This window comes from Aliagarivorans marinus DSM 23064 (assembly GCF_000429485.1).
Lineage (GTDB): Bacteria > Pseudomonadota > Gammaproteobacteria > Enterobacterales > Celerinatantimonadaceae > Aliagarivorans > Aliagarivorans marinus.
In genome coordinates this window covers 129,572-150,846 of sequence record NZ_KE386907.1, presented here as the reverse complement: position 1 = coordinate 150,846, position 21,275 = coordinate 129,572, and the positions used below count along the sequence as shown (strand labels likewise).

Here is a 21,275-nt window from a genome sequence, read left to right as displayed (position 1 = left end):
CACAAGCAACTGTTTTCAGGCTAGGGCGTGTTGTTCTTTGGGGTTCGAATTTTGCTCAATGGAAACGGCGTCTGTGCAAGGAGTGAGTGACGACGCATAGTTTTTCTATGCGAGGAGCGAGGGACGCAGCAAAGACGCTGTTTACATGAGCCCAACGGGCAGCGTCATCATTGCTACGAGACGTTCGTATGAGCAAAATGATTAGGTGTGTCGCGGCAGTATTTACAAATACTCGGAGTTAGCTGCAAAAATGAACACCGAAGGTCAACACGCCCTATCAAAAAGCCGATGATAAAGGAGGAGTATGGCAAACAATCAACAACGCCATCAGCAGCGCCAACAACGCCTAAAAGAGAGTGTTGATGCAAAGGTTGAAAAGGCGAGCGAGGAGCGCGGCATCGTGCTGGTGTTAACCGGTAATGGCAAGGGTAAATCCAGCTCGGCCTATGGTTGTGCGGTGCGCGCGGTGGGGCATGGCCAGCACGTCAAAGTCGCTCAATTTATTAAAGGTACCTGGGATTGCGGCGAGCGTAATATCCTGGAGCAACACGGGGTTGAATTTGCGGTGATGGCCACCGGTTTTACTTGGGACACTCAAGACAAGCAGGCTGATATCGACGCTGCAGAGCGCGTTTGGCAGCAAACGCTGCCATGGTTTTCTGACCCGTCTATAGACCTTATTGTGCTCGATGAGCTGACCTACATGCTGAGCTACCACTACTTACCTGTGGAGGAAGTGGTGAACGCCATCCAAAGCCGACCAAAGGAGCAAAGTGTTATTGTCACGGGGCGTGCCTGTCATCGGGCGGTGCTTGAGATCGCCGACACGGTGTCTGAGGTCAAAAGTGTTAAACATGCTTTCGAAAGTGGTATCAAGGCGCGCAAGGGGATTGACTGGTAATCGCCCTAAAGAGTGAAAACGTTTTGCTAGCGAGCCTTATTGTAGAAAATATTTCTCTTTCCTCTGATAACTAGTCAGAATTTCGCAAAACTGTGCTGTAGCGCTTCTTCTAAGCTAAATCAAAGGCTTAGCAAGAGGTGCGTATGGCACAGTTACATCCCTACACTCAACTGATAAATCAACGGGTTAAACCCGCTACTGGCTGTACCGAGCCCTTAACCGCGGCCTTGGTGGCAGCCAAGGCCAAGCGTTATGCGAGTACACATCCTGCGAGTGTTCACCTTGAAGTTAGCCACAACCTTTACAAAAACGCCAAAGGGGTTGTCGTCCCGGGAACCGGTCGCTGTGGGCTGGAGATTGCCACGGCGTTGGGCTGGTGCTGCGGTGACGCCGATGCCGGGCTAGAGGTGCTGCATGGTATCAACGATGCTGCGCTGGAGCAGGCGGCAGAACTTGTTGAATCTGACTGGGTGACTATCTCATTGGTGGAATCAGACGACCCTCTGTATACCCGTTTAGTTGTTAAGGCGGACAAGCCAGTGGAAGTAGTAATCAGCGGTAGTCATTGCCGGTTCAGCTCAGTGAAGGTCGCTGGTGAGCTGCTACATAGCGCCCTCGATGAAACGTCGCAGGCCGAACGCGCCGCAAGTGATATCTCGATTTCGCAGATCGTCGCCTACGCAAGCACCGTCGAGGTCGCTGAACTCGACGCGCTACGCCAAGCCGCGACACTTAATCTCAAGCTAGCCGATGCAGGCCTTACCGGCCACTATGGCTTGTCGGTGGGGCGCAGTTTACAGGCGCAGGTAGACAGCGGGTTGTTAGCCGACGATGTGTTAAACCGTGCGGTACGTTTAACTGCCGCGGCATCGGATGCGAGAATGGGCGGTGCGCCGCTGGCGGCGATGTCCAATTCAGGCAGCGGCAATCAAGGCATTGCTGCCACCATGCCGGTGCTAGCCTATGCGCAGATTGTCAATGTGGAGCAAGCAAAGCTATTGCGGGCTCTAGCCATCAGTCACCTGTGTGCGATTTACATTAAGTCTTTTCAAGACAAGCTTTCGGCGCTATGTGCGGGAACCACTGCCGCTATGGGCAGCGCTGCGGCACTGTGTTGGCTGATGGGTGGGTCCAATCAGCAAATCGAGCAGGCTATCAAGTTAATGATTGGCGATGTCTCTGGGATCTTTTGTGACGGTGCCAAGCCTGGCTGTGCACTCAAAGTATCTACCGGTGCCAGCGCGGCGGTAAAAGCGGCGATAATGGCCTTGGGGGGCAGTCAGATCGGTGCAGAGCAGGGCATCGTCGAGGACTGTGTCGACGAGAGTATCCAGCGCCTTGGCGAGCTATCCCGGGATGCCATGCGCTACAGCGACAAGGCGATCATTGCATTGATGGCGCAAAAATAAGCGGGCTCATAACGAAAAAGAGCAAGCCCTGCGGCTTGCTCTTGATATCGAATACGGCCTTAGCAAACTTAGTAAAGCAACGAGTAGTACTGGCGGCGATAGGTTGAGGCAATCGCTTCGCCGTTCAAGGTCACCAACATATCCAAGAAATGCTTCTTTACTTGACCATCGAGAACGTCAAGATTCTGTTTTAGCATGCTAAACAGCGATTCGAGCGCCTCTTCATTACGACCGTTTTGCGAGTATTGAATCGCCAGATCGAGGCGCAGCTGCAGGTTGTCAGGTGCGGCAGCAAGCTGCTCTTCTAGCGCTCGGATCTCCGGGCTATCGGCGGCGGCTTGTAGCAGCTCCAACTGGCTACGCAGCGCCTGATAGTCAGCCTGCTGGTCTTCAAGCGGCAGGCTATCAAGAAGCTGCTCGGCCTCTTCGGCCTTGCGGTTCTCAAGCAACGCGCGGATCAGCGCAAACTTAATGTCGCTGCGCTGCTGGTCGATGGCATAGGCGTCGCGAGCGGCGGTAAGCGCCGCCTCAACGTTACCTTGCTCTAGCTCGCCAGTGGCTGCGGTGAGCGCAAGATCTTCAGGCTTAGGCAGGTGACGGGCAATCAAGTCGCTCACTGCAGTGGCTTGTGAGAAGTCGTTGGTGCCATCTACCGGACGACCTTGCTGCAAAATCAGGATGGCCGGTGCTTGGCCAACCCCAAGCTGTGCAGCAAGTGGGGCCAACTCGTCCATGTTTAGACGGGTGAGTGCGAACTGCCCCGGGTATTGCTGTGCCAGCGCGGCCAGTTGCTGGGAGATAGGCTCACAAGCAGGGCTGGACGGGGAATAAAATTGAACCACAACGGTTTGATTGAGGGAGCTTTCAATCAGTGCCTGTTGGGCATTTTCAAAGGTAATCTCTGTAAACATGTTTTCGCTCTGGGTATGCGTTTGAACTAGTAATGGCGGCGATGCAGCTGGTTTTCAACCATTAGTTCTCAAAGATTTTCTCGCCTTGCTGGTCGATAAACATCCGGCATTTGCTAAGCGCCAGCTCTGCAGCGTCGCTTTCACTGCCACAGGTATCTGAGCGGATAAACTGATGTTCTTTTAATTCGCCATCAATGGTTTTGCTGATTAGCGCAGCAACACGATACTGACCGTTGGCGCGCTGCGGAGTCGGTTGAATGCTAAAGCCTTGGTAATCTTCTGCTGGGTGAGAGGAAGCGGCAGACTGGCCACCCGCGAACAGTGCTTTAATCGAAGAGAAAATGCCCATTTCTTAACCTTATCGTCTAATTTTCAATGTGTTAACTGCGTTGAGTTTGGCAGGTATTGTGGTCATTGTGCATAATAGCTAGCAAGTTAGATTAACTGCAATGGCCGCTGCGTGAATATTCCACTTTCTTCTCTCTACCTTGTCGTCTTTGGCGCGTTGTTGCTGTTGGTTGCAGTGATAGCATTAGTTGTGTTGTCACAACGTAGGCAGCGCGAGCTAGGCGAAGCCCAGCAGCAACTGGCTGCGCTGCACACTGAAAAAGAGCTGACTCTGCAAGAGCTCGATCAAGCCACCGACGCCTTGCATCATCAGCAGCAACAAAGTGCAGCAATGCAGCAAGAGCTCGCCCAGCTTCAGGTGTATCGCCAGCAGCTCTCTGACACCCAGCAACTATCTCAAGCCCAGCAGCAACAGATCATCGCGTTAGAAAAACAGTTAGCGGTCAGCGGCGAGCAAGAGAAGACCGCTCAGCAACGCATTGTGCAGCTAGAGCAGGGCGAACAGCGCCTCCAGCAACAGTTCGAAGCCTTGGCCAATAAAGTCTTAGAGAGCAAGCAGCAACATTTGCAGCAGCAAAGCGAACAAGGGCTGAAGCACCTGTTGGATCCGCTCAAGGAACAGTTGCAGAGCTTTCGCCTGCAGATCCAGCAGAATCATCAGAACGAGGCGCAACAGCGCCACTCCCTGCGTGACCAGCTGCTGCAGCTGCAAAAACTCAATCAGCAGCTGAGTGACGATGCACACAACTTAACTCGTGCCCTTAAAGGCGACAGCAAGCAGCAGGGCAACTGGGGCGAGGTGGTGTTGGAGCGCATCTTACAAGACGCTGGGCTGCGCCCGGGACTTGAGTATCAAACCCAGGTGGTGGGCGATAATCAGCAAGGGAAGGTGATCAAGCCTGATGTGGTGGTGAAGCTTCCCGATGATAAATCGGTGGTAGTAGACTCCAAGGTGAGCCTGACCGCCTACGAGCGTTTCTATAACAGTGAGGATCCGCTTAGCGCTGCCAGTGCGCTTGATGAGCACTGCTTATCGCTGCGCAATCACATCAAAGGTTTAGCCCGCAAAGACTATCAAACGCTGCATAGCATTCAGAGCTTGGATTACGTGCTGATGTTTGTGCCGATAGAAAGCGCCTATATCGCCGCCGTACAGCATCAAGGTGACTTGGTGAGCCTGGCCTTGGATTCGAACATCTTGCTGGTCAGCCCCAGCTCCTTAATGGTGGCCCTGCGCACCATCAACAACCTATGGAAGATGGAGTACCAGCAGCAAAATGCCAAACTGATCGCCGCCCGGGCCGGCAAGCTCTACGACAAGTTTGCGGCCTTCACCCAAGATCTGCAATCTCACGGGCAGCAGTTGGAGCGGGCTCAGGAGAGCTATCAGGCTGCGCTGGGCAAGCTTTCTACCGGGCGAGGCAACTTGATGCGCCAAGCCGAGTTGCTTAAAGAGATGCACGTACCCACCAACAAAAACGTCGCTCAATTGAGCGACGTTGCTAAGGTTGAGCCTTCTCTGACTAGTGATGATCAGAGTAGCGATGAAGAGGCTAGCTGACGCTGCTTAGCACCAGGCTGGCTTTTTCGGCTACACCTAGGCTTAGTACGCTGTTTTCAGCTTGCACGGCCTGTCCACTAAACAGCTCGTGGTAGCGCTGTTCGCCAGAAACCATCGCAAGCGGCAGCTGTAGGTCGCGCGCGGCACCGCGGTTTACCACAACGACGCTATGCTGGCCGTTGAGGTAGCGCATAAAGGCCCAGCAATCTTGGTCGGTGTACAAGGTGAACAGGTCGCCTTGCTGCAGTTCGATCCGTTGCTTGCGCAGGGAGATTAGCTGCTTGTTGTAGCTAAGTAAGTCGTGGTCCCACTCACTCTCATCCCACGGAAAGCAGCGACGACAATCCGGGTCGTAGCCACCGCTTAGGCCCACTTCATCGCCGTAGTAGATCGACGGCACGCCCTTGTAGGTGAGCAGCAAGGTGGTGGCCAGTTTAAGCGCTTGTTTATCGCCATCTGCCAGGTAGAGGAAGCGTGCGGTGTCATGACTGTCCAGCAGGTTGTATTGGGCGAGTTGGTTGGCAAAGGGAATGCTGGCGGCGGCCTGGTCCAGCCACTCAACGAACTCATCGGCTGACAATTCTACCGGGTGTGCAGCGGGAACGTCTTTTCCAAGCAAGAAAGCAATCACCGGATGGGCGAAGCCATAGTAGTTCATGGCGCCATCTTCTTGCTCGCCTTGCAGCCACTGGGTGGCCTCAGCGAAGTGCTCGCCAATCATATAGGCGTCTGGATTGGTTTGCTTGATGGCGTCGCGGAACTGGGCGACATAATAGCCGTTGTTCTCCGCGCTGGTGGTCTCGCCAAGCATATGTACAACGTCAAAGCGCCAGGCATCGATGGAATAGGGCGGACGCAGCCAGTGTTTTAGCACTGAGTTTTCGCTGGTGTAGATATAATCGCGCACCTCGTCGTTGGCGAAGTTTAGCTTCGGCAGAGTGTCACAGCCCTTCCACGACCAGTAGTTACCATCGTCAAAGAAGTTATAGAAGTCACGATAGGCAGAGACTTCATTGTCAAACGCACCGCCATCAAGTTTCTTAGGAACATCGATCCACGGATGTTGGCTGGAGGTGTGGTTGACTACGGCGTCAAGCATCAAACGCATCTCGCGCTGCTTCATCGCCTCACTGAGCTCTACCAGCGCTTGGTTGCCACCAAAACAGGGGTCAACCTGCAGATAATCGAAGGTATCGTATTTGTGGTTGCTCGGAGAGTGAAAAATCGGGTTTAGGTAGATCCCGGTGATGCCCAGCTCCTGCAAATAATCGAGTTTTTGGGTAATGCCGGGAAGGTCGCCGCCATAGAACTCACTGGCACCGGTGCCGTCGTGGCTGGCGGCTACTGGCTCTCCCCACTGCTTGATAACCACCGGCTTGTTACTTTCGAACGGGTAGTGCTGCGCAATGTAGTCGTTGCTCGGATCGCCATTATGGAAGCGCTCCGGGAAGATCTGATAGAACACCTGCTGTTTAACCCACTCCGGTGGTTGGAACTGGCTGATGCGAAACTGTTGGTGCTTTTGCGGTAAGCGTGGGCTTTGGCCTGCGGCATGGAGATAGATTTGGCCGGATTCAAACAGCGCCTTGAAACAATACAGGGTTTGGTGGCTATGCGGCGCTACCGGAATCGTCGCCTGCCAAACATCCCAGCCATAGCGCTGGCCTTGGCGCTTCATGGCGAAGAGGGTCTCTTCATGGTCCGGCTCAGCGCGCACGAACAATTGCTTGATGGCTTGTTCGTTGCGATGCTCAGGCGCGGTTAACAGGGTAAGCAGAAACTGCTCGCCAAATTCGCCGGGGACGCGCGTGACCTCGGACTGAGGGTGGAAAAGGGTGTGTTGTTTCATAGTGATCCCGCTAGTTATTGTTATACCCCTTCTATTTAATCGCCCGTTACCGTTGGGCTGCCGCACTTGCCTGGCGGTTACTTGTTAGAAGGGGGTATCCATTCGCCTCAGCGTTGTGTGCCGAGGCGGCTTCATTCTATTAATACGACCTGAATTATAGTGAAGCCAATTACTGAACTGTATTGGGATATTTAGTAAGGCGGCAACTATTTTCGGGCAAAATCTTTCTAAAACAGCGCGATCTGCTCGGCAGTTAGCTCACAGTAATCGCCCGGTTCTAGCTCCGTGGGTAGCTCCAAGTCGCCGATGGCTTCGCGGTGCAGGGCTTCTACCTTGTTACCAATAAAGGCAAACATGCGTTTCACCTGATGGTAGCGGCCTTCACTGATGGTGATCAGCACCTCAGTTGGGGCAAGTTGCTCTAAGGTTGCCGGCAGGGTCGGCTTGTCCTCGTTGCGTAGCAGCACGCCTTGGGCCAAGGTGTCGAGCGCGGCTTGATCAATGGGATCAGCCAGAGCAACCCGATAGCGTTTCGACTTATTGTGGCGCGGGCTGGTCACCCGGTGCGACCATTGGCCATCGTCGGTGATCAGCAGCAAGCCTGTAGTGTCGACGTCAAGCCGCCCGGCACAGTGCAACTCACCGGGCATTGCATCCTCGATTAAGCTTGTTGCGCTGGGGTGGTGGGCATCGCCTTCAGTACTGACCACGCCCGCGGGTTTATTCATCATGATGTAACGCGGCTGTTTAGCGCTGAGGGATTTACCGTTCAGGCTAACGTGCGTATCGGGTGAGATAGGGTGCTGAGCTTGCTTGGTGGCAATGCCATCAACCAGCACCGAGCCGGATTTAATCACTTGTTTGGCCTGACTGCGGGTAAGGCCAACAGATTGTGCCAAAAACTTATCCAGACGGATGGTCTTGCTCATAGCGTGTTGTTTTATCAATGGTTTGGCGGGCAAGTTTAGTGGTATAAAGGAAAGCTCTCAAGCACCAACGGAGTTAGTCCCTTGCAGTCACTGCGCAGTCGTATCGTTTTACTAGGAAATATCGTTTCAAAACAGTTGGTTGTCCGGTATTTTGCCGACGGCCAAGCGATCACCCATTTCGATATTGAGGTAAAAAGCCGCGCAGCCGATGGCGAAAGCAAACACTACTTTTCGATACAGGCCAAGGGCGAATTGGCTGAGCGTTTAAGCCAAGGGGCAGTGGCCGGGCAGGGTATTCATCTAGAAGGCTACTACCATCAACAGCTCAACAAGCAAAATCAGCTGGTCAGCAGCATCACAGCAACCAACGCCGATTTGATAGGCACGGCCACCAAATTGTATTGGAATCGTAGCGAATTAATTGGTCAGGTGGTTAAGCGTTCGGCCTTGGCCAAGAGCACCAACGATCGCGAATTTATTAAACTCAGCCTCGATGTCGGCAGCAATGCGCCAATAGATTGCCAGCTATGGGGCTTCCCGGCTAAGTACCTTGATCAGCACGGCGGCGAAGGGAGCCAATTGCTGCTGGAAGGTGAATTACGAATGGTAAGAGGCAAGTCGGCAGATGAAAAGTCTGTACTGCTGCATGGCCACACCTGCATAAAGATAAACAATCCTTCCTGATTACGTAACGCACTAAAAAATAAAGAAAAGGTTAGTTAAAGCTGCGTTCATTTCTGGTGACAAGCTATCGAGTCTGAGCTAATGTTAAGTTGTGCAACATTAGCGTTGCGCCCATCATCTACTGAGTTATGATATGAGTGCCTGCTCAATTATTTATCATCAAAATCAAGGACGTGCTATGTCGTCGGTATATCGCGCTAGTTTCTTGGTAGCTACGCTACTAACTATTGCTGCCTGTGATCAGGCTCCACCCCCACCACCTCCAGTAAAACCCGCCGTGACGGTGCGCCAGGTTGAACTACGAGAAGTAGTTCCCACGCGTGAGTTTGTTGGCCGCAGTGAGGCCACTCAGGACATCGTTATTAAGTCGAAAGTTCGCGGTAACTTGATCACCAAAGCCTTTGAAGAAGGTTCGGTGGTCAACGAAGGGGACTTGCTGTTTGAGATTGACCCAGAGCAATACGAAGCGGCGGTTAAATCTGCACAAGCCATCGTTTCGCAAGCGCGTGCTGCTTTCGATACGGCGGTTCTGAACTTTAATCGTGGCGATGAGCTTATCAAAGATAACTTTATCAGCCGCTCCGACTACGACACGCTACTGTCGAACAAGCTGCAAACCGAAGCTGCGTTAACCAGCGCTCGCGCCGAGCTTAACAAAGCCGAGCTGGAGCTCAGCTATACCGAGATCCACGCGCCCTTTAGTGGCCGCATCTCGCGCGCAGAAGTGTTTACCGGTGACCTTATCTCAGCCGATCAAACCGAGCTTGCTAGCTTGGTGCAGCTCAAACCCGCGTGGGTATCCTTCCAAGTACCAGAGAAGGCAGTGGTAAGCGCACAGCGCCTGAAAGGCCAAACCGCAGAGCAAGTGTTTGAAGAGCTTACCGTTCGTGTTCGCTTCCCAGACGGCACAATGTTTGATGAAACCGGGGTACTGGATTACGCCAGTAACCGGGTAGATGCGGCCACCGGCACCCTCAGTGTGCGGGCACGCTTCCCTAATGAAGAAGAGCTTATTGTTCCGGGACTCTACCTCACGGTCATTATTGAAGCGGCTGAGCAAGAGTCGGTACTAGTTATCCCGCAGCGTTCAGTTCAAGAGGACCAGCAAGGCCGCTACGTGATGGTCGTCCAAGATGGCGTTGTCAAGCGCAAGAACGTTGAGCTGGGCGAGCGTTATGGAATTGATTGGCAAGTAGAGAAAGGGCTCGATGAGGGTGACATGGTCATCGTCGACGGATTGCAGCGGGTGCGAATTGGGGTCGAGGTGGATTACACCGAAGAGACCGCGCGTCCTTTTGAAGAAAGCGCGTCGTAAGGAGCTCCCATGTTTAGTCGCTTCTTTATTCACCGCCCAAAGTTTGCGTTCGTAATCTCCATTGTTCTGACCTTGGCCGGTTTTTTGTCTATCCCAGTGCTGCCGGTGGCCGAGTTCCCTGAGATCTCGCCACCGACTGTATCTGTCAGCACCTCATATCCCGGCGCCAGCGCCAAGGTGGTAGAGGAGACCATCGCCAAGATCATCGACGCCGAAGTCAACGGCGTTGAAGATATGATCTACATGGAATCGAAAAGTGGTAACGACGGTAGTTACTCGCTGACGGTTACCTTCTCAGTGGGTACTGATGTGGATATGGCGCAGGTTAACGTGCAAAACCGGGTGCAAAGGGCCATGCCGCGGATGCCTGCGGAGGTGCAGCGTAGCGGTATCGTGGTTGCAAAGCGTGACCCGAATATCCTGATGATGCTCACGGTTACGTCCCCCAACGGCAGCTTCGATAACCTGTTCTTGAACAACTATGTTGGTATCAACATCAAGGACAATCTGGCGCGGGTGAACGGGGTTTCTGAGGTAAGCATTATCGGTGGTATGGACTACTCGATGCGCCTCTGGCTAAACCCTGACCGTATGGCCAGCCTCGGTGTTACCGTGGAAGATGCCATCGCTGCAGTTCAAGAGCAAAACGTACAGGTTGCCGCCGGTCGTATCGGTGCAGCGCCAACCCCGCACGATCAGCAGTTCCAGTACACCCTGCAAAGTAAAGGACGCCTGTCGACCCCGGAAGAGTTTGAAAGCATCATCGTGCGCTCAAACCTAGATGGTAGTGCGGTGTACCTGCGCGACATCGCCCGGGTGGAAATGGGGGCTGCCAGCTACGACGCTGAAGCCTCGGTGGATAACAAGCCTGCTTCTTTGCTGTTTATCAACCAAAGCAGTGGCGCAAACGCGCTGGAAGTGGCCCAAGGTGTCCGCGATGAGATGGATCGCCTCAAGCAGAACTTCCCAGAAGATTTGGACTATCAAATCCTCTACGACACCACCTCCTTTGTACAAGCCTCCATCGAAGAGATGGTTATCACGCTGATCATCGCCTGTGCGCTGGTTATCTTCGTGGTGTACCTGTTCTTGCAGGATGTGCGTCAAACCATGATTCCGGCGATTGCCATCCCGGTATCGCTGGTGGGCACCTTTGCCTTCTTATTGGCAACCGGTATGACCATCAACACCGTGACCTTGTTCGCGCTGATTCTGGCGATTGGTATCGTGGTGGATGATGCGATTGTGGTGGTAGAGAACACCACCCGTTTGATGCAACAAGAAGGCCTCGGACCGATTGAGGCCACTGAGAAATCCATGCTGGAGGTAAGTGGCCCGGTTGTCGCCACCACCTTGGTGTTGCTGGCGGTGTTTATTCCTACGGCAGTCATGCCCGGGATCACCGGTCAGATGTATGCTCAGTTCTCGATCACCATCTGTATTTCGGTACTGATCTCTTCTGTAAATGCACTGACCTTGAGCCCTGCGCTGTGTGCCTCTCTGCTACGTAATAGCGAGCCACACACTAAAGGCTTCCATGCGCTGTTTAACCGCAACTTCGAGAAGTTGACCGGCCGCTATAACAGCTTGGTGAGTGGTATTTTACGTAAGCTCAGCTTTATTGGTGTGCTTTACGTGAGCTTGCTGCTGGGTACCGGCTTTATGGCAACCCAGTTGCCGAGCGGCTTTGTACCCACCGAAGACAAAAAGGCCTTCTTCATCGATGTGCAGCTGCCTGATGGCGCGTCTTTGAACCGTACTAAAGATGTGATCGGTAAGATGGTTGAAGAGCTTGGTGAGATGGAAGGGGTAACCAGCGTTATCTCCGCTGCGGGTTACTCGGTGATTGCCGGCTCTGTGTCGTCTAACTCCGGTCTGATGGTGCTGAACTTGTCCGATTGGGAAGAGCGCCAAACGCCAGAGCTTAGTGAAGCGGGCTTGGTGATGAAGGCCAATCAGATCTTAGCGAGCTACCAAGAAGCGCAAGGTATGAGCTTCTCACTGCCGGCATTGCCGGGTGTGGGTACTGTTGCCGGGGTTGAGTTCTTCATCCAAGATACCTTAGGGCGGGGTCCAGAGAGCTTGGCGCAAGTGATGCGTACCATGGCTTTGCAAGCCTCCGAGGCCACCGAGCTGGGCGCGGCATTCAGTACCTTCCGTGCCGACGTGCCACAGATCTTTGTGGACGTTGATCGCGAAAAAGCCAAGGTGCAGGGCATTCAGTTGGATAGCATCTTCACCACGCTGCAAACCATGCTGGGCTCGCTGTACGTGAACGACTTTAACCGCTTCGGCAAGGTGTTCCGAGTGAACATGCAGGCTGAAACGGAGTTCCGTAATAGTGAAACAGACATTGCCCGCTTCTATGTGCGCAACAATGCAGGCGAGATGGTGCCACTTAACACCTTGGTAGAAGTTGAACCGGTACTCGGTCCTGAGTACACCACCCAGTTCAACCTCTATGGTGCGGTGAAGATGAATGCCTTCCCAGCACCGGGTTACAGTACTGGTGATGCCATTGCTGCGGTGCGTAATATCGCCGAGACCAGCTTCCCGAGCGGTTATACCTACGACTGGAGTGGTCAAACCTACCAAGAGTTGCAGGCCGGTAACTTGGCGCCGTTTATCTTCTCGCTGGCGCTGATCTTTACCTATCTGTTCTTGGTGGCGCAGTACGAGAGTTGGACCATTCCGTTGTCGGTGATGCTGTCGGTGCCAATCGCTATTCTGGGTGCCTTTATCTACATCTGGTTAATGGGCAGTGAGATCAACCTTTACACCCAGATCGGTTTGGTGCTGTTGATTGGCCTCGCCTGTAAGAACGCGATTCTGGTGGTGGAGTTTGCCAAACAGTTGCGTGAAGAGGGGCATTCAATCGTTGAAGCCGCTACCACAGCAGCACGCCTGCGTTTCCGAGCAGTACTGATGACGGCGCTGTCGTTTATCTTGGGTATGATCCCGATGGTCACAGCGTCCGGTGCGGGGGCGGCGAGTCGACTATCGCTTGGTTATGCGGTAACCGGTGGTATGCTGGCAGCCACTGTGGTGGGTACCTGCCTGGTTCCTGCCTTCTACGTTATCTTGCAGAGCCTGCGCGAGAAGGTAAACAAGCCTAAGACGCAGTAGCACTAGGTTTACCCAAAGAAGCAAAAGGCGCCTTAGGCGCCTTTTTCAGTTGGCCCGGGATCAAAGAAGTAGCAGAAGCGGATCTCTTTGGGTTGATAGTTCTTGAGCAGGTTTTTGGATATTTGGTCGACTTTAACCGACTTATCCACTTTCACTTCACCGTCGGCCAGCGCCAATAACGCGCCGTCGCCAAAGTTGGCATCGGCTTGTAGCATGATGACGACCGGGCGCAGTTTGTCTTTCGGGTTGCTCGATTGCACCAAGGCGTACTCGCCATTACTTAGCTGCACAAAACTGCCGGGTGGATAGATACCCATCACCTTCAGCAAGGCCTCAATTACAAACTTGGCGTATTTCACATCGGCATGCTTGTAGATGTAGGCGAAGGCCTCTTGTGGGGTGACAGGCTTTTGGTTGGGAAGGGGGTGGCAAAGGTGCTCAAACTGTTCAACCACCGCCAAGATCTGCGTGAGCACATCGGTGGCAACCAATTTGCTATGGGCCGGATAGCCACTGCCGTCTAAGCATTCATGATGATTAAGTATAATCGGCAGGATCTCCTTGGGAAATGACCCCGCTTGCTTGACGGCCTCGACGCTGAACTTGGGATGGCTTTGGAAAAAACTTAATTCAGAGCCGCTTAAGGGCTGGGGCGATTTGCGGATCTGCTTGGGAACCTTTAGCTCGCCGATATCATGGCAAAGCGCTGCCAGTGCCAGGGTTTGACACTGCTTCTCATCGATATTCAGGTGCTTGGCGGTCAAGCAACTAAGCACCGCAACATTCACGCTGTGCATAAACAGATCTTCGTCTGCTTGACGATCGATGCACAAGTACACGGGCACTTGTTGCTTGTTTTGGTATAGCGGCGCCAAGGTTTTGTTGACGTTCTCGAACAGCAAAAAGTAGGCTTGTTCAGGTTGGCTCTTAAATGCAGTGAGTGCCTGGCGGAAGGCGTCGGAGCTTACCTGATGCGCTTTGGCGGCGCGGCGTTGATTGGATCGCACCTCTTTTTGCCAACGAGCATCCTCATCGAGTTCTTTGACCGCTTCTTTCGGCGTGTCGAGACTATCTTGCTGAGCTTGGCTGTCAGGCACTGAGACATCGGATTTTTCTGGGATCACTTCAATGTCGCTGAGCTCAAGGCCTTTTAACACCGTAAGCTGTTCTGCGTTCTTAATCTTGAAGTTATTGCGCATAAAAGGGTGGGAGGTCCACCCCATGGGCAGGCAGATATAATGCCCGATTTGCAATTCATTGAGTTTTAGTGACTTCCGTGTCATTAGCTATCCGTTAAGGACCGTTAGCTGTTTGCCGGACGCCGACAAGCGACATAAGCAATGCAATCAATTACACTTTGCATCCGGCTAACAAGTTGTTAGTTAAACTATATTTTAACATAAGAACGAGAACTTACGTTGATGCAAGAGATCACATTAGCAATAACTGGGGCGTCAGGCGCACCTTATGCACAGCGCTTACTTGAGTCCTTACTCATAACCGGCCATAAAGTGCACCTTTTGCTATCAAGCGCTGCCAAGGTGGTAGTGGCGACGGAGTTGGCCGAGCCTTGGCCAAACAACAACGATAAGTTGCGCAGTTACCTGTGCGCGCGTTTTAATGTTGATGAGCAACAGCTGGAGATCCCCGGCAAAACCGATTGGTTCTCCAAAGTGGCTAGCGGCTCGTCTTCACCGAAGCAGATGGTGATTTGTCCTTGTAGTATGGGGACCTTGGCGGCTGTCGCCCACGGCATGTCAGATAACCTTATCGAACGCGCGGCTGACGTTGTGATTAAAGAGAAGGGGCAGCTGGTACTGGTGCCGCGAGAAATGCCTTTCTCGGCGATTCACTTAGAGAACATGCTTAAACTGGCACGCTTAGGGGTGGATATCATGCCAGCGTGTCCGGGTTATTATCACCAGCCGGAATCGATAGATGATCTGGTCGACCATGTTGTGGCGCGCGTAATGGATCACCTAAACATCGAGCACAAGCTATCTAAACGCTGGGGCTATCAACAATAAAGCCGGCGTTGGCCGGCTTTACTTGCAAGTGATTGCTTGAGCGCTTACTTCTTATTTTCGCAGTCTGCTTTGCTGCAGTTACCGTAGAGGTAGAGGCTGTGGTTGGTAAGCTCGATGCCGTTGCTCTGCGCCACCTCACGCTGGCGGCTTTCAATGGTATCGTCACTGAATTCAATAACCTTTCCACAATCTAGACATACCAAGTGGTCGTGGTGTTTTTGACTGCTCAGTTCAAACACCGACTTACCGCCTTCAAAGTGATGACGGGTGACGATGCCCGCATCGTCGAACTGGTTAAGCACCCGGTATACAGTCGCTAGGCCGATTTCCTCTCCTTGGTCGAGCAGGCGTTTATAGAGGTCTTCAGCACTTACATGCTGGTTGCCTGGAGACTGAAGTAAGTCCAGGATCTTCATTCTTGGAAGAGTGACCTTAAGGCCTGCCTTTTTTAGCGCTGCATTGTTATCTGGCATAACGGTTGTATTGATCCCTTGCTTGTTTAGCAAATGCTTATAAGTTTGCACGTAGTATATGTGCTTCCAACCGAAACATAAACGCCATTGGCAAATTCTTGTGTTGCGAACGGTTTTTGTTTAGGCTTTTGCTTTACTGGTCGTACCACATGGAAGGGTTAACATGGTTCAAAAGCTCCTCTCAAACCCCGGCGTTGCCAAATTAGCGCTCAATCTCTGGCCACCATTCTGGGGATCGGGTATCAAAATCAAACGCTTATCTAAAGACTTCACACATTGCGAAGTGGCGCTACGTTTTAGCTGGTGGAACAAAAATGCAAACCGTAGCCAGTTCGGTGGCGCGATGTTTGCGATGACCGATCCTATTTACCCGCTGATGTTAATGGCCATTTTGGGCTCGCGTTACCACATCTGGGACAAGTCGGCCCATATCGACTTTATCAAGCCGGGCATGGGTAAACTCTACGCACGTTTTCATATCGAGGAGCGCTTTGTACGCGAAGTGCGCATGGCTACCGAGGCAGGGGAGAAGTTTAACCCTAAGATGGTCTGCGAAGTGGTCGATGAACAGGGTGAGGTTGTCGCGTGTATCGAACGTACCTTGTATATCCGCTTGAAGCGCCGCTTTAGGCCCGCCCAAGAAGAGGCGGCATAACAGGGAGGGCGCTATTGTAAGGCCGTCAGGTTTTCGCGATAGCGACGCATCACCTTTTCAACGTAGTTCTGGGTTTCATTAAATGGTGGGATCTGATTGCCGTAGCGCTTAACCGCATTCTCGCCTGCGTTGTAGCCGGCCAAGGCCAACGACAGTGAATCAAACTCATCTAATAGCCAACGCAAGTACTTCGAGCCTGCATCGATATTCTGTTCAGCCTCAAAGGGGTCGCTCACTGAGAATCGTTTGGCGGTTGCTGGCATAAGTTGCATCAAACCCATCGCGCCAGCGCGCGATACTGCATCCACTTGATAGTTTGACTCTACCGCGATGACCGCATGGATCAGTGCTGGATCCAAGGCATAACGTACCGCGCTCTTTTGGATGTACTGATCGTAGCCAAGTTTTTGGCGTGACGGCGCAGGGGCCAAACGCGGCGCTTGGTAGGTCGCGCCCGAAGGCGTGCGCATCAACAGCTGCCACTTATCGCTTTTGCGGGTCTGGGAGAAGTGCATAACCCCTTGTTCATCCTGAAAATACCAAACATCTGCGCTGGCTGCAGAGGACAACAAGAGTAGGGCGGTGGCACAACGTGCGCTGTAGGTTAATTTGCTCATGGTTAAATTAAAGCAAAAATAAAGCCGGATTGACCGGCTTTATTGAGAGATTATTTAGTAATTTTTCGGCCAGCGTGGGTTTAGCCTCCCAGCTCGGCCAGGCACATCTCTTCGTAGACTTGGGCGCACCACGCTTTCACCCGCGCTTCGGTCAGCTCTGGCTGGCGGTCTTCGTCGATGCCAAGACCCACAAAGTGGTTGTCATCAGCCATCGCTTTGGACTCTTCAAAATCGTAGCCTTCGGTAGACCAGTGACCGATAACGGTGGCGCCTTTTGCTACCACGATATCATTCAAGGTGCCCATGGCATCCAAGAAGTACTCAGCGTAGTCCTCTTGGTCACCACAGCCGAAGATTGCAACCAGCTTTTCAGAGAAGTCGATTTGCTCTAGCTCTGGGAAGAAGTCATCCCAATCGCACTGGGCTTCGCCGTAGTACCAGGTAGGGATACCAAATAGGATCAACGAAAACTCGTCGATTTCCTCTTTGGTCGACTTGGCAATATCTTTAATCTCTACCAGTTTTTTACTAAGTTCTTTTTGAATCATTTGCGCGACAGCTTCGGTGTTACCGGTGTCACTGCCAAAGAAAATGCCAACACTCGCCATAGTTATACCTGTATTCAGTGTTAAGGTGTTTCGTTGAGAAGCGAAACTTGTTGAGTAAGAATATCAGCAATCAACTCGCTGCGACTAAGACCTGAGTCGGTTGCCAGTTGGTTGAGCTGCTCAAACAGTTCGCTATCCACTTTTAGTTCGATGCGCTTAAAGCCGTTTTCCCGATCACGCTGGATCTGCTTACGCTTGTTCGCGCGAAGCTGATCTTTACGACTTAGCGGATTAGTACGGGGACGACCGACACGCTTTTCATTAGAAAATAGATCGATTGTAGTTCGATCGCTGCTCTGTTTTGCCATATACAATAAAAAACTTGCTGCTAGCCAACACCGGCACCTTGCCAGAATACCTGTATCAACCCTTTAGCAATGAAACCTGCACAACCTAAGAAAAGCACCAGCCATACCACCGCACGGCCAAATAAAGGCACATTGCCTTTCTTAAGTACATCTTGGATAGCCATGCCGATAAAAAAGAATAGAACGACCAGACCAAGGTTTAGACCCCAAGCCTCGAAGGTATCGATATATTGCGCGAGCATGACCATCCCTGTTCATAAATATGCGGCGCACTATAGCACAGCGCCTGAACCATGTTAATTTAGGCTGTGCAAAAAACGCTCGGTTAAACGATTGAAAATGTCAGGTTTTTCAGCGTGTAGCCAATGGCCGGTCTGTTCGATGATCTTCAAGCTAGCATGGGGGAAGATCTGCGCGACCTGCGGCTGGTATTTTGCCTCTATATAGTCAGAGCGAGCGCCCTTAATAAACAGGCAAGGCCCCTCGTATCTGCCCTCGACCTGCCAGCCGATAATCTGCGGATAACAACGACGCAATTCGTCTAGGCGAAACAGCCAGCGCCAGCCCTCTGGTTCTTTGGAGAGTGACTTAAGTAGAAACTGCCTGACGCCCGGCTCTTGAACATGTTGCGCCATATATTGCTCGGCGTCACGACGGCTGGAGATATCAGCCAAGGGCACCGCATGCAAGCCATCAAACACGGCCTGATGACTATGCTGGTACGCCACCGGCGCGATATCGGCGACAACCAGTGCCTTCACTCGCTCGGGAGCAATCAGCGCAAGCGCCATCGCCACCTTACCGCCCATCGAGTGGCCCACAATGCAGCAGCGCTCGATACCGAGTTGGTCGAGTAGGGCGGCCAAATGCTTCGCTTGGGTTGCAAAGCACATGTCGTCGCTGGTGGGGGAGTGGCCATGATTAAGTGCATCGACGCTGATGACTTGATATCCCAGTTGAACGAGGTGTTTTGCCAGTAGTGCCAGATTTGACAAGCTACCAAAGAGTCCGTGGTGCAGAACCACCGGTTCCCCTTCACCAAGGATCTGATAATGAAGTGACAACGTTTTCTCCCTGCGCTTGTGAAATCAAGCGCTTAATTTGCAATCTATCTCAGGTGAGTTCTTCTCGGCCATATGTATAATAGCCGCAAGACGATGTTACGAAACAGAAGAAACAATGAAAACTATAGAAGTCGATGATGACCTTTATTTCTATATCGCAGGGCAAACCCGATACATTGGTGAAAGCGCTTCAGATATTCTGCGTCGCCTGCTAGATGTGGATGCGCCGCAAGACGCTAACGCCACACAGCAAGCCCAAGACAGTGTTGCAGAAAAGGCCGCTGCTGAGCCTGAAACGGCCGAGCAAAAAGCAGAGCAAGTAGAGCAAGCAGAACAGGTTGAGGCAGAAGCGATTGAGCCTGCCCAACAGCCTGTTGCTAGTGCAACGCCTGCGCAAGCCTTCGATGCGCTGCAAGAGATTGCCGAGCTGCGCAGCTCCACCAAGCGCTTTTTGGCGCTAATGTCTCGCCTGTATGCCTATGACGCCGACAAGTTTGGCGCGGCCACCGAAATTAAAGGCAGCAAACGCATCTACTTTGCGACTTCTAAAGAAACGTTGTTGGAAACCGGTAAAACCACCAAGCCTCAGGCAATTCCTGAGACCCCTTACTTTGTGATTACCAATACCAACACCGATAGAAAACGAAAAATTCTGTCTCAGGTAGCCGAGCAAATGGGCCTTGCCCAAGCAAGCTACCAGGATCTGGTCGATCTTATTTAATTTCTAACTTCAAGGAAGCGGAGAAGCCAACATGGCACTACACCCACAGGCTGGAAAGCCAGCTTTGCCTTCACAACTTGCCGATATCCCTCGTCTGGTTGCTGATTACTACCTGTTAAAACCCGATGTTAGCGTACGCGAGCAGCAAGTAGCATTCGGTACCTCAGGTCACCGCGGCACCTCAGCCAACAAGGCCTTCAACGAAGACCATATTCTGGCGGTAAGCCAGGCCATCGTTGAGTACCGTCAGTCGCAAGGCATCGATGGTCCACTGTTTATCGGTAAAGACACCCATGCACTGTCTGAGCCAGCATTTTGCTCAGCGCTGGAAGTGTTCGCTGCAAATGGCGTAAAAGTGCGTTACCAAGAAGGCTTTGGTTACACCCCAACGCCGGTTATCTCGCACGCTATTTTGACCTACAACGAGGCTAACAGCGATCAAGCCGACGGCGTAGTGATCACTCCTTCACACAACCCACCAGAAGATGGCGGCTTTAAGTACAACCCACCAAACGGTGGCCCGGCTGACTCGGATATCACCACCTGGGTGCAAGACCGCGCTAACCAAATTCTGGCGGAAGACACCGGCGCGATTAAGCGCGTGCCTTACGAGCAGGCATTGGCCAGCGATGGCATCGAGTCCTACGACTACATCACGCCATACGTTGACGATCTGGAAAACGTACTCGACATGCAGGCGATCGCCAAGGCTAAGGTGAAAATCGGCGTAGATACCCTCGGTGGTAGTGGCGTGGCCTTCTGGCCTGCGATTGCTGAGCGTTACGGCCTGGATATCGAAGTGGTGAACGATCGCATCGACCCGACCTTCTCGTTTATGACGGTTGATAAAGACGGCAAGATCCGTATGGATTGCTCGTCGCCTTACGCCATGGCGGGTCTGATTGCACTAAAAGACAAGTTCGACGTGGCTGTGGGCAACGACCCTGACTACGATCGCCACGGCATCGTCACCAAGAGCAGTGGCTTGCTCAACCCCAACCACTACCTGGCAGTCGCTATCAACTATCTATATAGCAACCGCGAAGGTTGGTCAGCCAATGCCGCTATTGGTAAGACCCTGGTATCGAGCTCAATGATCGACCGCGTAGCGGGCAAATTGGGTCGCGAGCTGAAAGAAGTACCAGTGGGCTTCAAATGGTTTGTAGACGGCTTGTTCGATGGCGGCATCGCCTTTGGCGGTGAAGAGAGCGCCGGGGCCTCGTTCCTGCGCCGTGATGGCAAGGTATGGAGCACCGACAAAGACGGTATCATACTGGCCTTACTCGCTGCCGAGATCATCGCGGTAACCGGTAAAGATCCGGGTGAGCACTACCAAGCCTTTGTGGCTGAGTTCGGCGAGCCGGTATATCGTCGCATCGATGCGCCTGCAACCATCGAGCAAAAAGCGGTACTGAGCAAGCTGGATCCATCTATGGTTGAAGCGGAAACCCTGGCTGGCGAGCCGATCATTGCCAAACTGACCAAAGCACCGGGGAACGATGCTGCGATTGGTGGCTTGAAGGTGGTGACCGAGAACGGTTGGTTCGCTGCTCGCCCATCGGGTACCGAAGCGATCTATAAAATTTACATGGAAAGCTTTAAAGGCGAACAGCACATCCAACTGATTGAGCAAGAAGCGCAGAAAATCGTTGCCGATGCCCTTGCCAAAGCCTAACGCTAATCTAAGCTAGATATTAAGGAGCCTTATGGCTCCTTTTTTATTGCGCTATAAAAATCTCAATGGACGGAGATTGCTACCGAGCAACTAA

The 21,275-nt window shown here is 52.6% G+C and carries 21 protein-coding genes; 10 read left to right on the top strand and 11 right to left on the bottom strand.

What is annotated here, in order from left to right:
• Positions 1 to 304 precede the first annotated feature (304 nt).
• Positions 305 to 901 (top strand): cob(I)yrinic acid a,c-diamide adenosyltransferase, encoded by a 597-nt coding sequence (gene cobO, locus G461_RS0115075; RefSeq protein WP_026972459.1) that lies wholly within the window; start codon positions 305 to 307, stop codon positions 899 to 901.
• Positions 902 to 1,044: 143 nt separating this feature from the next.
• The gene (locus G461_RS0115070; RefSeq protein ID WP_026972458.1) at positions 1,045 to 2,310 is read left to right on the top strand and encodes an L-cysteine desulfidase family protein; all 1,266 of its coding nucleotides are present in this window, start codon (positions 1,045 to 1,047) and stop codon (positions 2,308 to 2,310) included.
• A gap of 68 nt (positions 2,311 to 2,378) precedes the next feature.
• Here G461_RS0115070 and G461_RS0115065 read toward each other — a convergent pair whose 3' ends face one another.
• Positions 2,379 to 3,221: a tetratricopeptide repeat protein gene (locus tag G461_RS0115065; RefSeq protein ID WP_026972457.1), complete on the bottom strand. Its 843-nt coding sequence runs from the start codon at positions 3,219 to 3,221 to the stop codon at positions 2,379 to 2,381.
• A 61-nt stretch (positions 3,222 to 3,282) separates the two neighbouring features.
• Positions 3,283 to 3,570 carry an HlyU family transcriptional regulator gene (locus tag G461_RS0115060; RefSeq protein ID WP_026972456.1) on the bottom strand — a complete coding sequence of 96 codons (288 nt, stop codon included), beginning with the start codon at positions 3,568 to 3,570 and terminating at the stop codon, positions 3,283 to 3,285.
• A 111-nt stretch (positions 3,571 to 3,681) separates the two neighbouring features.
• On the opposite strand from G461_RS0115060, the gene G461_RS24400 reads away from it, so the two are divergent.
• On the top strand, positions 3,682 to 5,130 hold the full coding sequence (locus G461_RS24400) for a DNA recombination protein RmuC (protein ID WP_245587184.1): 1,449 nt from the start codon (positions 3,682 to 3,684) through the stop codon (positions 5,128 to 5,130).
• On the opposite strand, the gene malZ is transcribed toward G461_RS24400, so the two are convergent.
• Positions 5,123 to 6,979: a maltodextrin glucosidase gene (malZ, locus tag G461_RS0115050; protein ID WP_026972455.1), complete on the bottom strand. Its 1,857-nt coding sequence runs from the start codon at positions 6,977 to 6,979 to the stop codon at positions 5,123 to 5,125. The genes G461_RS24400 and malZ overlap by 8 nt on opposite strands.
• Positions 6,980 to 7,206: 227 nt before the next feature.
• A complete protein-coding gene (locus G461_RS0115045) occupies positions 7,207 to 7,908 on the bottom strand; it encodes a pseudouridine synthase (RefSeq protein ID WP_035480429.1) in 702 nt (233 codons plus the stop codon).
• A gap of 81 nt (positions 7,909 to 7,989) precedes the next feature.
• Between G461_RS0115045 and G461_RS0115040 the strand changes: the two genes are divergently transcribed.
• The 3 genes from G461_RS0115040 (at position 7,990) to G461_RS0115030 (ending at position 13,033) form a co-directional block, all read left to right on the top strand.
• Positions 7,990 to 8,592, top strand: coding sequence for a single-stranded DNA-binding protein (locus G461_RS0115040; protein WP_026972453.1), 603 nt, complete (start codon positions 7,990 to 7,992; stop codon positions 8,590 to 8,592).
• 178 nt (positions 8,593 to 8,770) lie between these two features.
• Positions 8,771 to 9,907: an efflux RND transporter periplasmic adaptor subunit gene (locus tag G461_RS0115035; RefSeq protein ID WP_026972452.1), complete on the top strand. Its 1,137-nt coding sequence runs from the start codon at positions 8,771 to 8,773 to the stop codon at positions 9,905 to 9,907.
• Positions 9,908 to 9,916: 9 nt separating this feature from the next.
• A complete protein-coding gene (locus tag G461_RS0115030) occupies positions 9,917 to 13,033 on the top strand; it encodes an efflux RND transporter permease subunit (protein ID WP_026972451.1) in 3,117 nt (1,038 codons plus the stop codon).
• Positions 13,034 to 13,065: 32 nt separating this feature from the next.
• Here G461_RS0115030 and G461_RS0115025 read toward each other — a convergent pair whose 3' ends face one another.
• Complete coding sequence (locus G461_RS0115025; protein WP_084429284.1) at positions 13,066 to 14,316, bottom strand: cyclic di-GMP phosphodiesterase; 1,251 nt, start codon at positions 14,314 to 14,316, stop codon at positions 13,066 to 13,068.
• Positions 14,317 to 14,454: 138 nt separating this feature from the next.
• Here G461_RS0115025 and G461_RS0115020 point away from each other — a divergent pair, with 138 nt between their 5' ends.
• Positions 14,455 to 15,060 (top strand): flavin prenyltransferase UbiX, encoded by a 606-nt coding sequence (locus tag G461_RS0115020; protein ID WP_211236284.1) that lies wholly within the window; start codon positions 14,455 to 14,457, stop codon positions 15,058 to 15,060.
• 44 nt (positions 15,061 to 15,104) lie between these two features.
• On the opposite strand, the gene fur is transcribed toward G461_RS0115020, so the two are convergent.
• Positions 15,105 to 15,533: a ferric iron uptake transcriptional regulator gene (fur, locus tag G461_RS0115015; RefSeq protein WP_026972448.1), complete on the bottom strand. Its 429-nt coding sequence runs from the start codon at positions 15,531 to 15,533 to the stop codon at positions 15,105 to 15,107.
• Positions 15,534 to 15,696: 163 nt separating this feature from the next.
• Here fur and G461_RS0115010 point away from each other — a divergent pair, with 163 nt between their 5' ends.
• Entirely contained in the window at positions 15,697 to 16,188 is a 492-nt protein-coding gene (locus G461_RS0115010; RefSeq protein WP_026972447.1) for a DUF4442 domain-containing protein, read from the top strand.
• 11 nt (positions 16,189 to 16,199) lie between these two features.
• Here the strand turns inward: G461_RS0115010 and G461_RS0115005 are convergent, their stop codons facing one another.
• The 5 genes from G461_RS0115005 to G461_RS0114985 form a co-directional block, all read right to left on the bottom strand.
• Positions 16,200 to 16,805: a lytic transglycosylase domain-containing protein gene (locus G461_RS0115005; protein ID WP_026972446.1), complete on the bottom strand. Its 606-nt coding sequence runs from the start codon at positions 16,803 to 16,805 to the stop codon at positions 16,200 to 16,202.
• An 80-nt stretch (positions 16,806 to 16,885) separates the two neighbouring features.
• Complete coding sequence (fldA, locus tag G461_RS0115000; protein WP_026972445.1) at positions 16,886 to 17,413, bottom strand: flavodoxin FldA; 528 nt, start codon at positions 17,411 to 17,413, stop codon at positions 16,886 to 16,888.
• Positions 17,414 to 17,433: 20 nt separating this feature from the next.
• The gene (gene ybfE, locus G461_RS0114995; protein WP_026959081.1) at positions 17,434 to 17,721 is read right to left on the bottom strand and encodes a LexA regulated protein; all 288 of its coding nucleotides are present in this window, start codon (positions 17,719 to 17,721) and stop codon (positions 17,434 to 17,436) included.
• A 20-nt stretch (positions 17,722 to 17,741) separates the two neighbouring features.
• The gene (locus tag G461_RS0114990) at positions 17,742 to 17,963 is read right to left on the bottom strand and encodes a DUF2788 domain-containing protein (protein ID WP_026959080.1); all 222 of its coding nucleotides are present in this window, start codon (positions 17,961 to 17,963) and stop codon (positions 17,742 to 17,744) included.
• Positions 17,964 to 18,017: 54 nt separating this feature from the next.
• Positions 18,018 to 18,785 (bottom strand): alpha/beta fold hydrolase, encoded by a 768-nt coding sequence (locus G461_RS0114985; protein WP_026972444.1) that lies wholly within the window; start codon positions 18,783 to 18,785, stop codon positions 18,018 to 18,020.
• Positions 18,786 to 18,900: 115 nt separating this feature from the next.
• On the opposite strand from G461_RS0114985, the gene G461_RS26540 reads away from it, so the two are divergent.
• Positions 18,901 to 19,506 carry a replication initiation regulator SeqA gene (locus G461_RS26540; protein ID WP_026972443.1) on the top strand — a complete coding sequence of 202 codons (606 nt, stop codon included), beginning with the start codon at positions 18,901 to 18,903 and terminating at the stop codon, positions 19,504 to 19,506.
• A gap of 31 nt (positions 19,507 to 19,537) precedes the next feature.
• A complete protein-coding gene (gene pgm, locus G461_RS0114975; protein ID WP_026972442.1) occupies positions 19,538 to 21,181 on the top strand; it encodes a phosphoglucomutase (alpha-D-glucose-1,6-bisphosphate-dependent) in 1,644 nt (547 codons plus the stop codon).
• The last annotated feature ends 94 nt before the right edge of the window (positions 21,182 to 21,275 follow it).

Coding starts and splice junctions, on each gene's coding strand:
- cobO (WP_026972459.1), top strand. CDS start 305: ATGGCAAACAATCAACAACGCCATCAGCAGCGCCAACAACGCCTAAAA.
- G461_RS0115070 (WP_026972458.1), top strand. CDS start 1,045: ATGGCACAGTTACATCCCTACACTCAACTGATAAATCAACGGGTTAAA.
- G461_RS0115065 (WP_026972457.1), bottom strand. CDS start 3,221: ATGTTTACAGAGATTACCTTTGAAAATGCCCAACAGGCACTGATTGAA.
- G461_RS0115060 (WP_026972456.1), bottom strand. CDS start 3,570: ATGGGCATTTTCTCTTCGATTAAAGCACTGTTCGCGGGTGGCCAGTCT.
- malZ (WP_026972455.1), bottom strand. CDS start 6,979: ATGAAACAACACACCCTTTTCCACCCTCAGTCCGAGGTCACGCGCGTC.
- G461_RS0115045 (WP_035480429.1), bottom strand. CDS start 7,908: ATGAGCAAGACCATCCGTCTGGATAAGTTTTTGGCACAATCTGTTGGC.
- G461_RS0115035 (WP_026972452.1), top strand. CDS start 8,771: ATGTCGTCGGTATATCGCGCTAGTTTCTTGGTAGCTACGCTACTAACT.
- G461_RS0115030 (WP_026972451.1), top strand. CDS start 9,917: ATGTTTAGTCGCTTCTTTATTCACCGCCCAAAGTTTGCGTTCGTAATC.
- G461_RS0115025 (WP_084429284.1), bottom strand. CDS start 14,316: ATGACACGGAAGTCACTAAAACTCAATGAATTGCAAATCGGGCATTAT.
- G461_RS0115020 (WP_211236284.1), top strand. CDS start 14,455: ATGCAAGAGATCACATTAGCAATAACTGGGGCGTCAGGCGCACCTTAT.
- fur (WP_026972448.1), bottom strand. CDS start 15,533: ATGCCAGATAACAATGCAGCGCTAAAAAAGGCAGGCCTTAAGGTCACT.
- G461_RS0115010 (WP_026972447.1), top strand. CDS start 15,697: ATGGTTCAAAAGCTCCTCTCAAACCCCGGCGTTGCCAAATTAGCGCTC.
- G461_RS0115005 (WP_026972446.1), bottom strand. CDS start 16,805: ATGAGCAAATTAACCTACAGCGCACGTTGTGCCACCGCCCTACTCTTG.
- fldA (WP_026972445.1), bottom strand. CDS start 17,413: ATGGCGAGTGTTGGCATTTTCTTTGGCAGTGACACCGGTAACACCGAA.
- ybfE (WP_026959081.1), bottom strand. CDS start 17,721: ATGGCAAAACAGAGCAGCGATCGAACTACAATCGATCTATTTTCTAAT.
- G461_RS0114990 (WP_026959080.1), bottom strand. CDS start 17,963: ATGCTCGCGCAATATATCGATACCTTCGAGGCTTGGGGTCTAAACCTT.
- G461_RS26540 (WP_026972443.1), top strand. CDS start 18,901: ATGAAAACTATAGAAGTCGATGATGACCTTTATTTCTATATCGCAGGG.
- pgm (WP_026972442.1), top strand. CDS start 19,538: ATGGCACTACACCCACAGGCTGGAAAGCCAGCTTTGCCTTCACAACTT.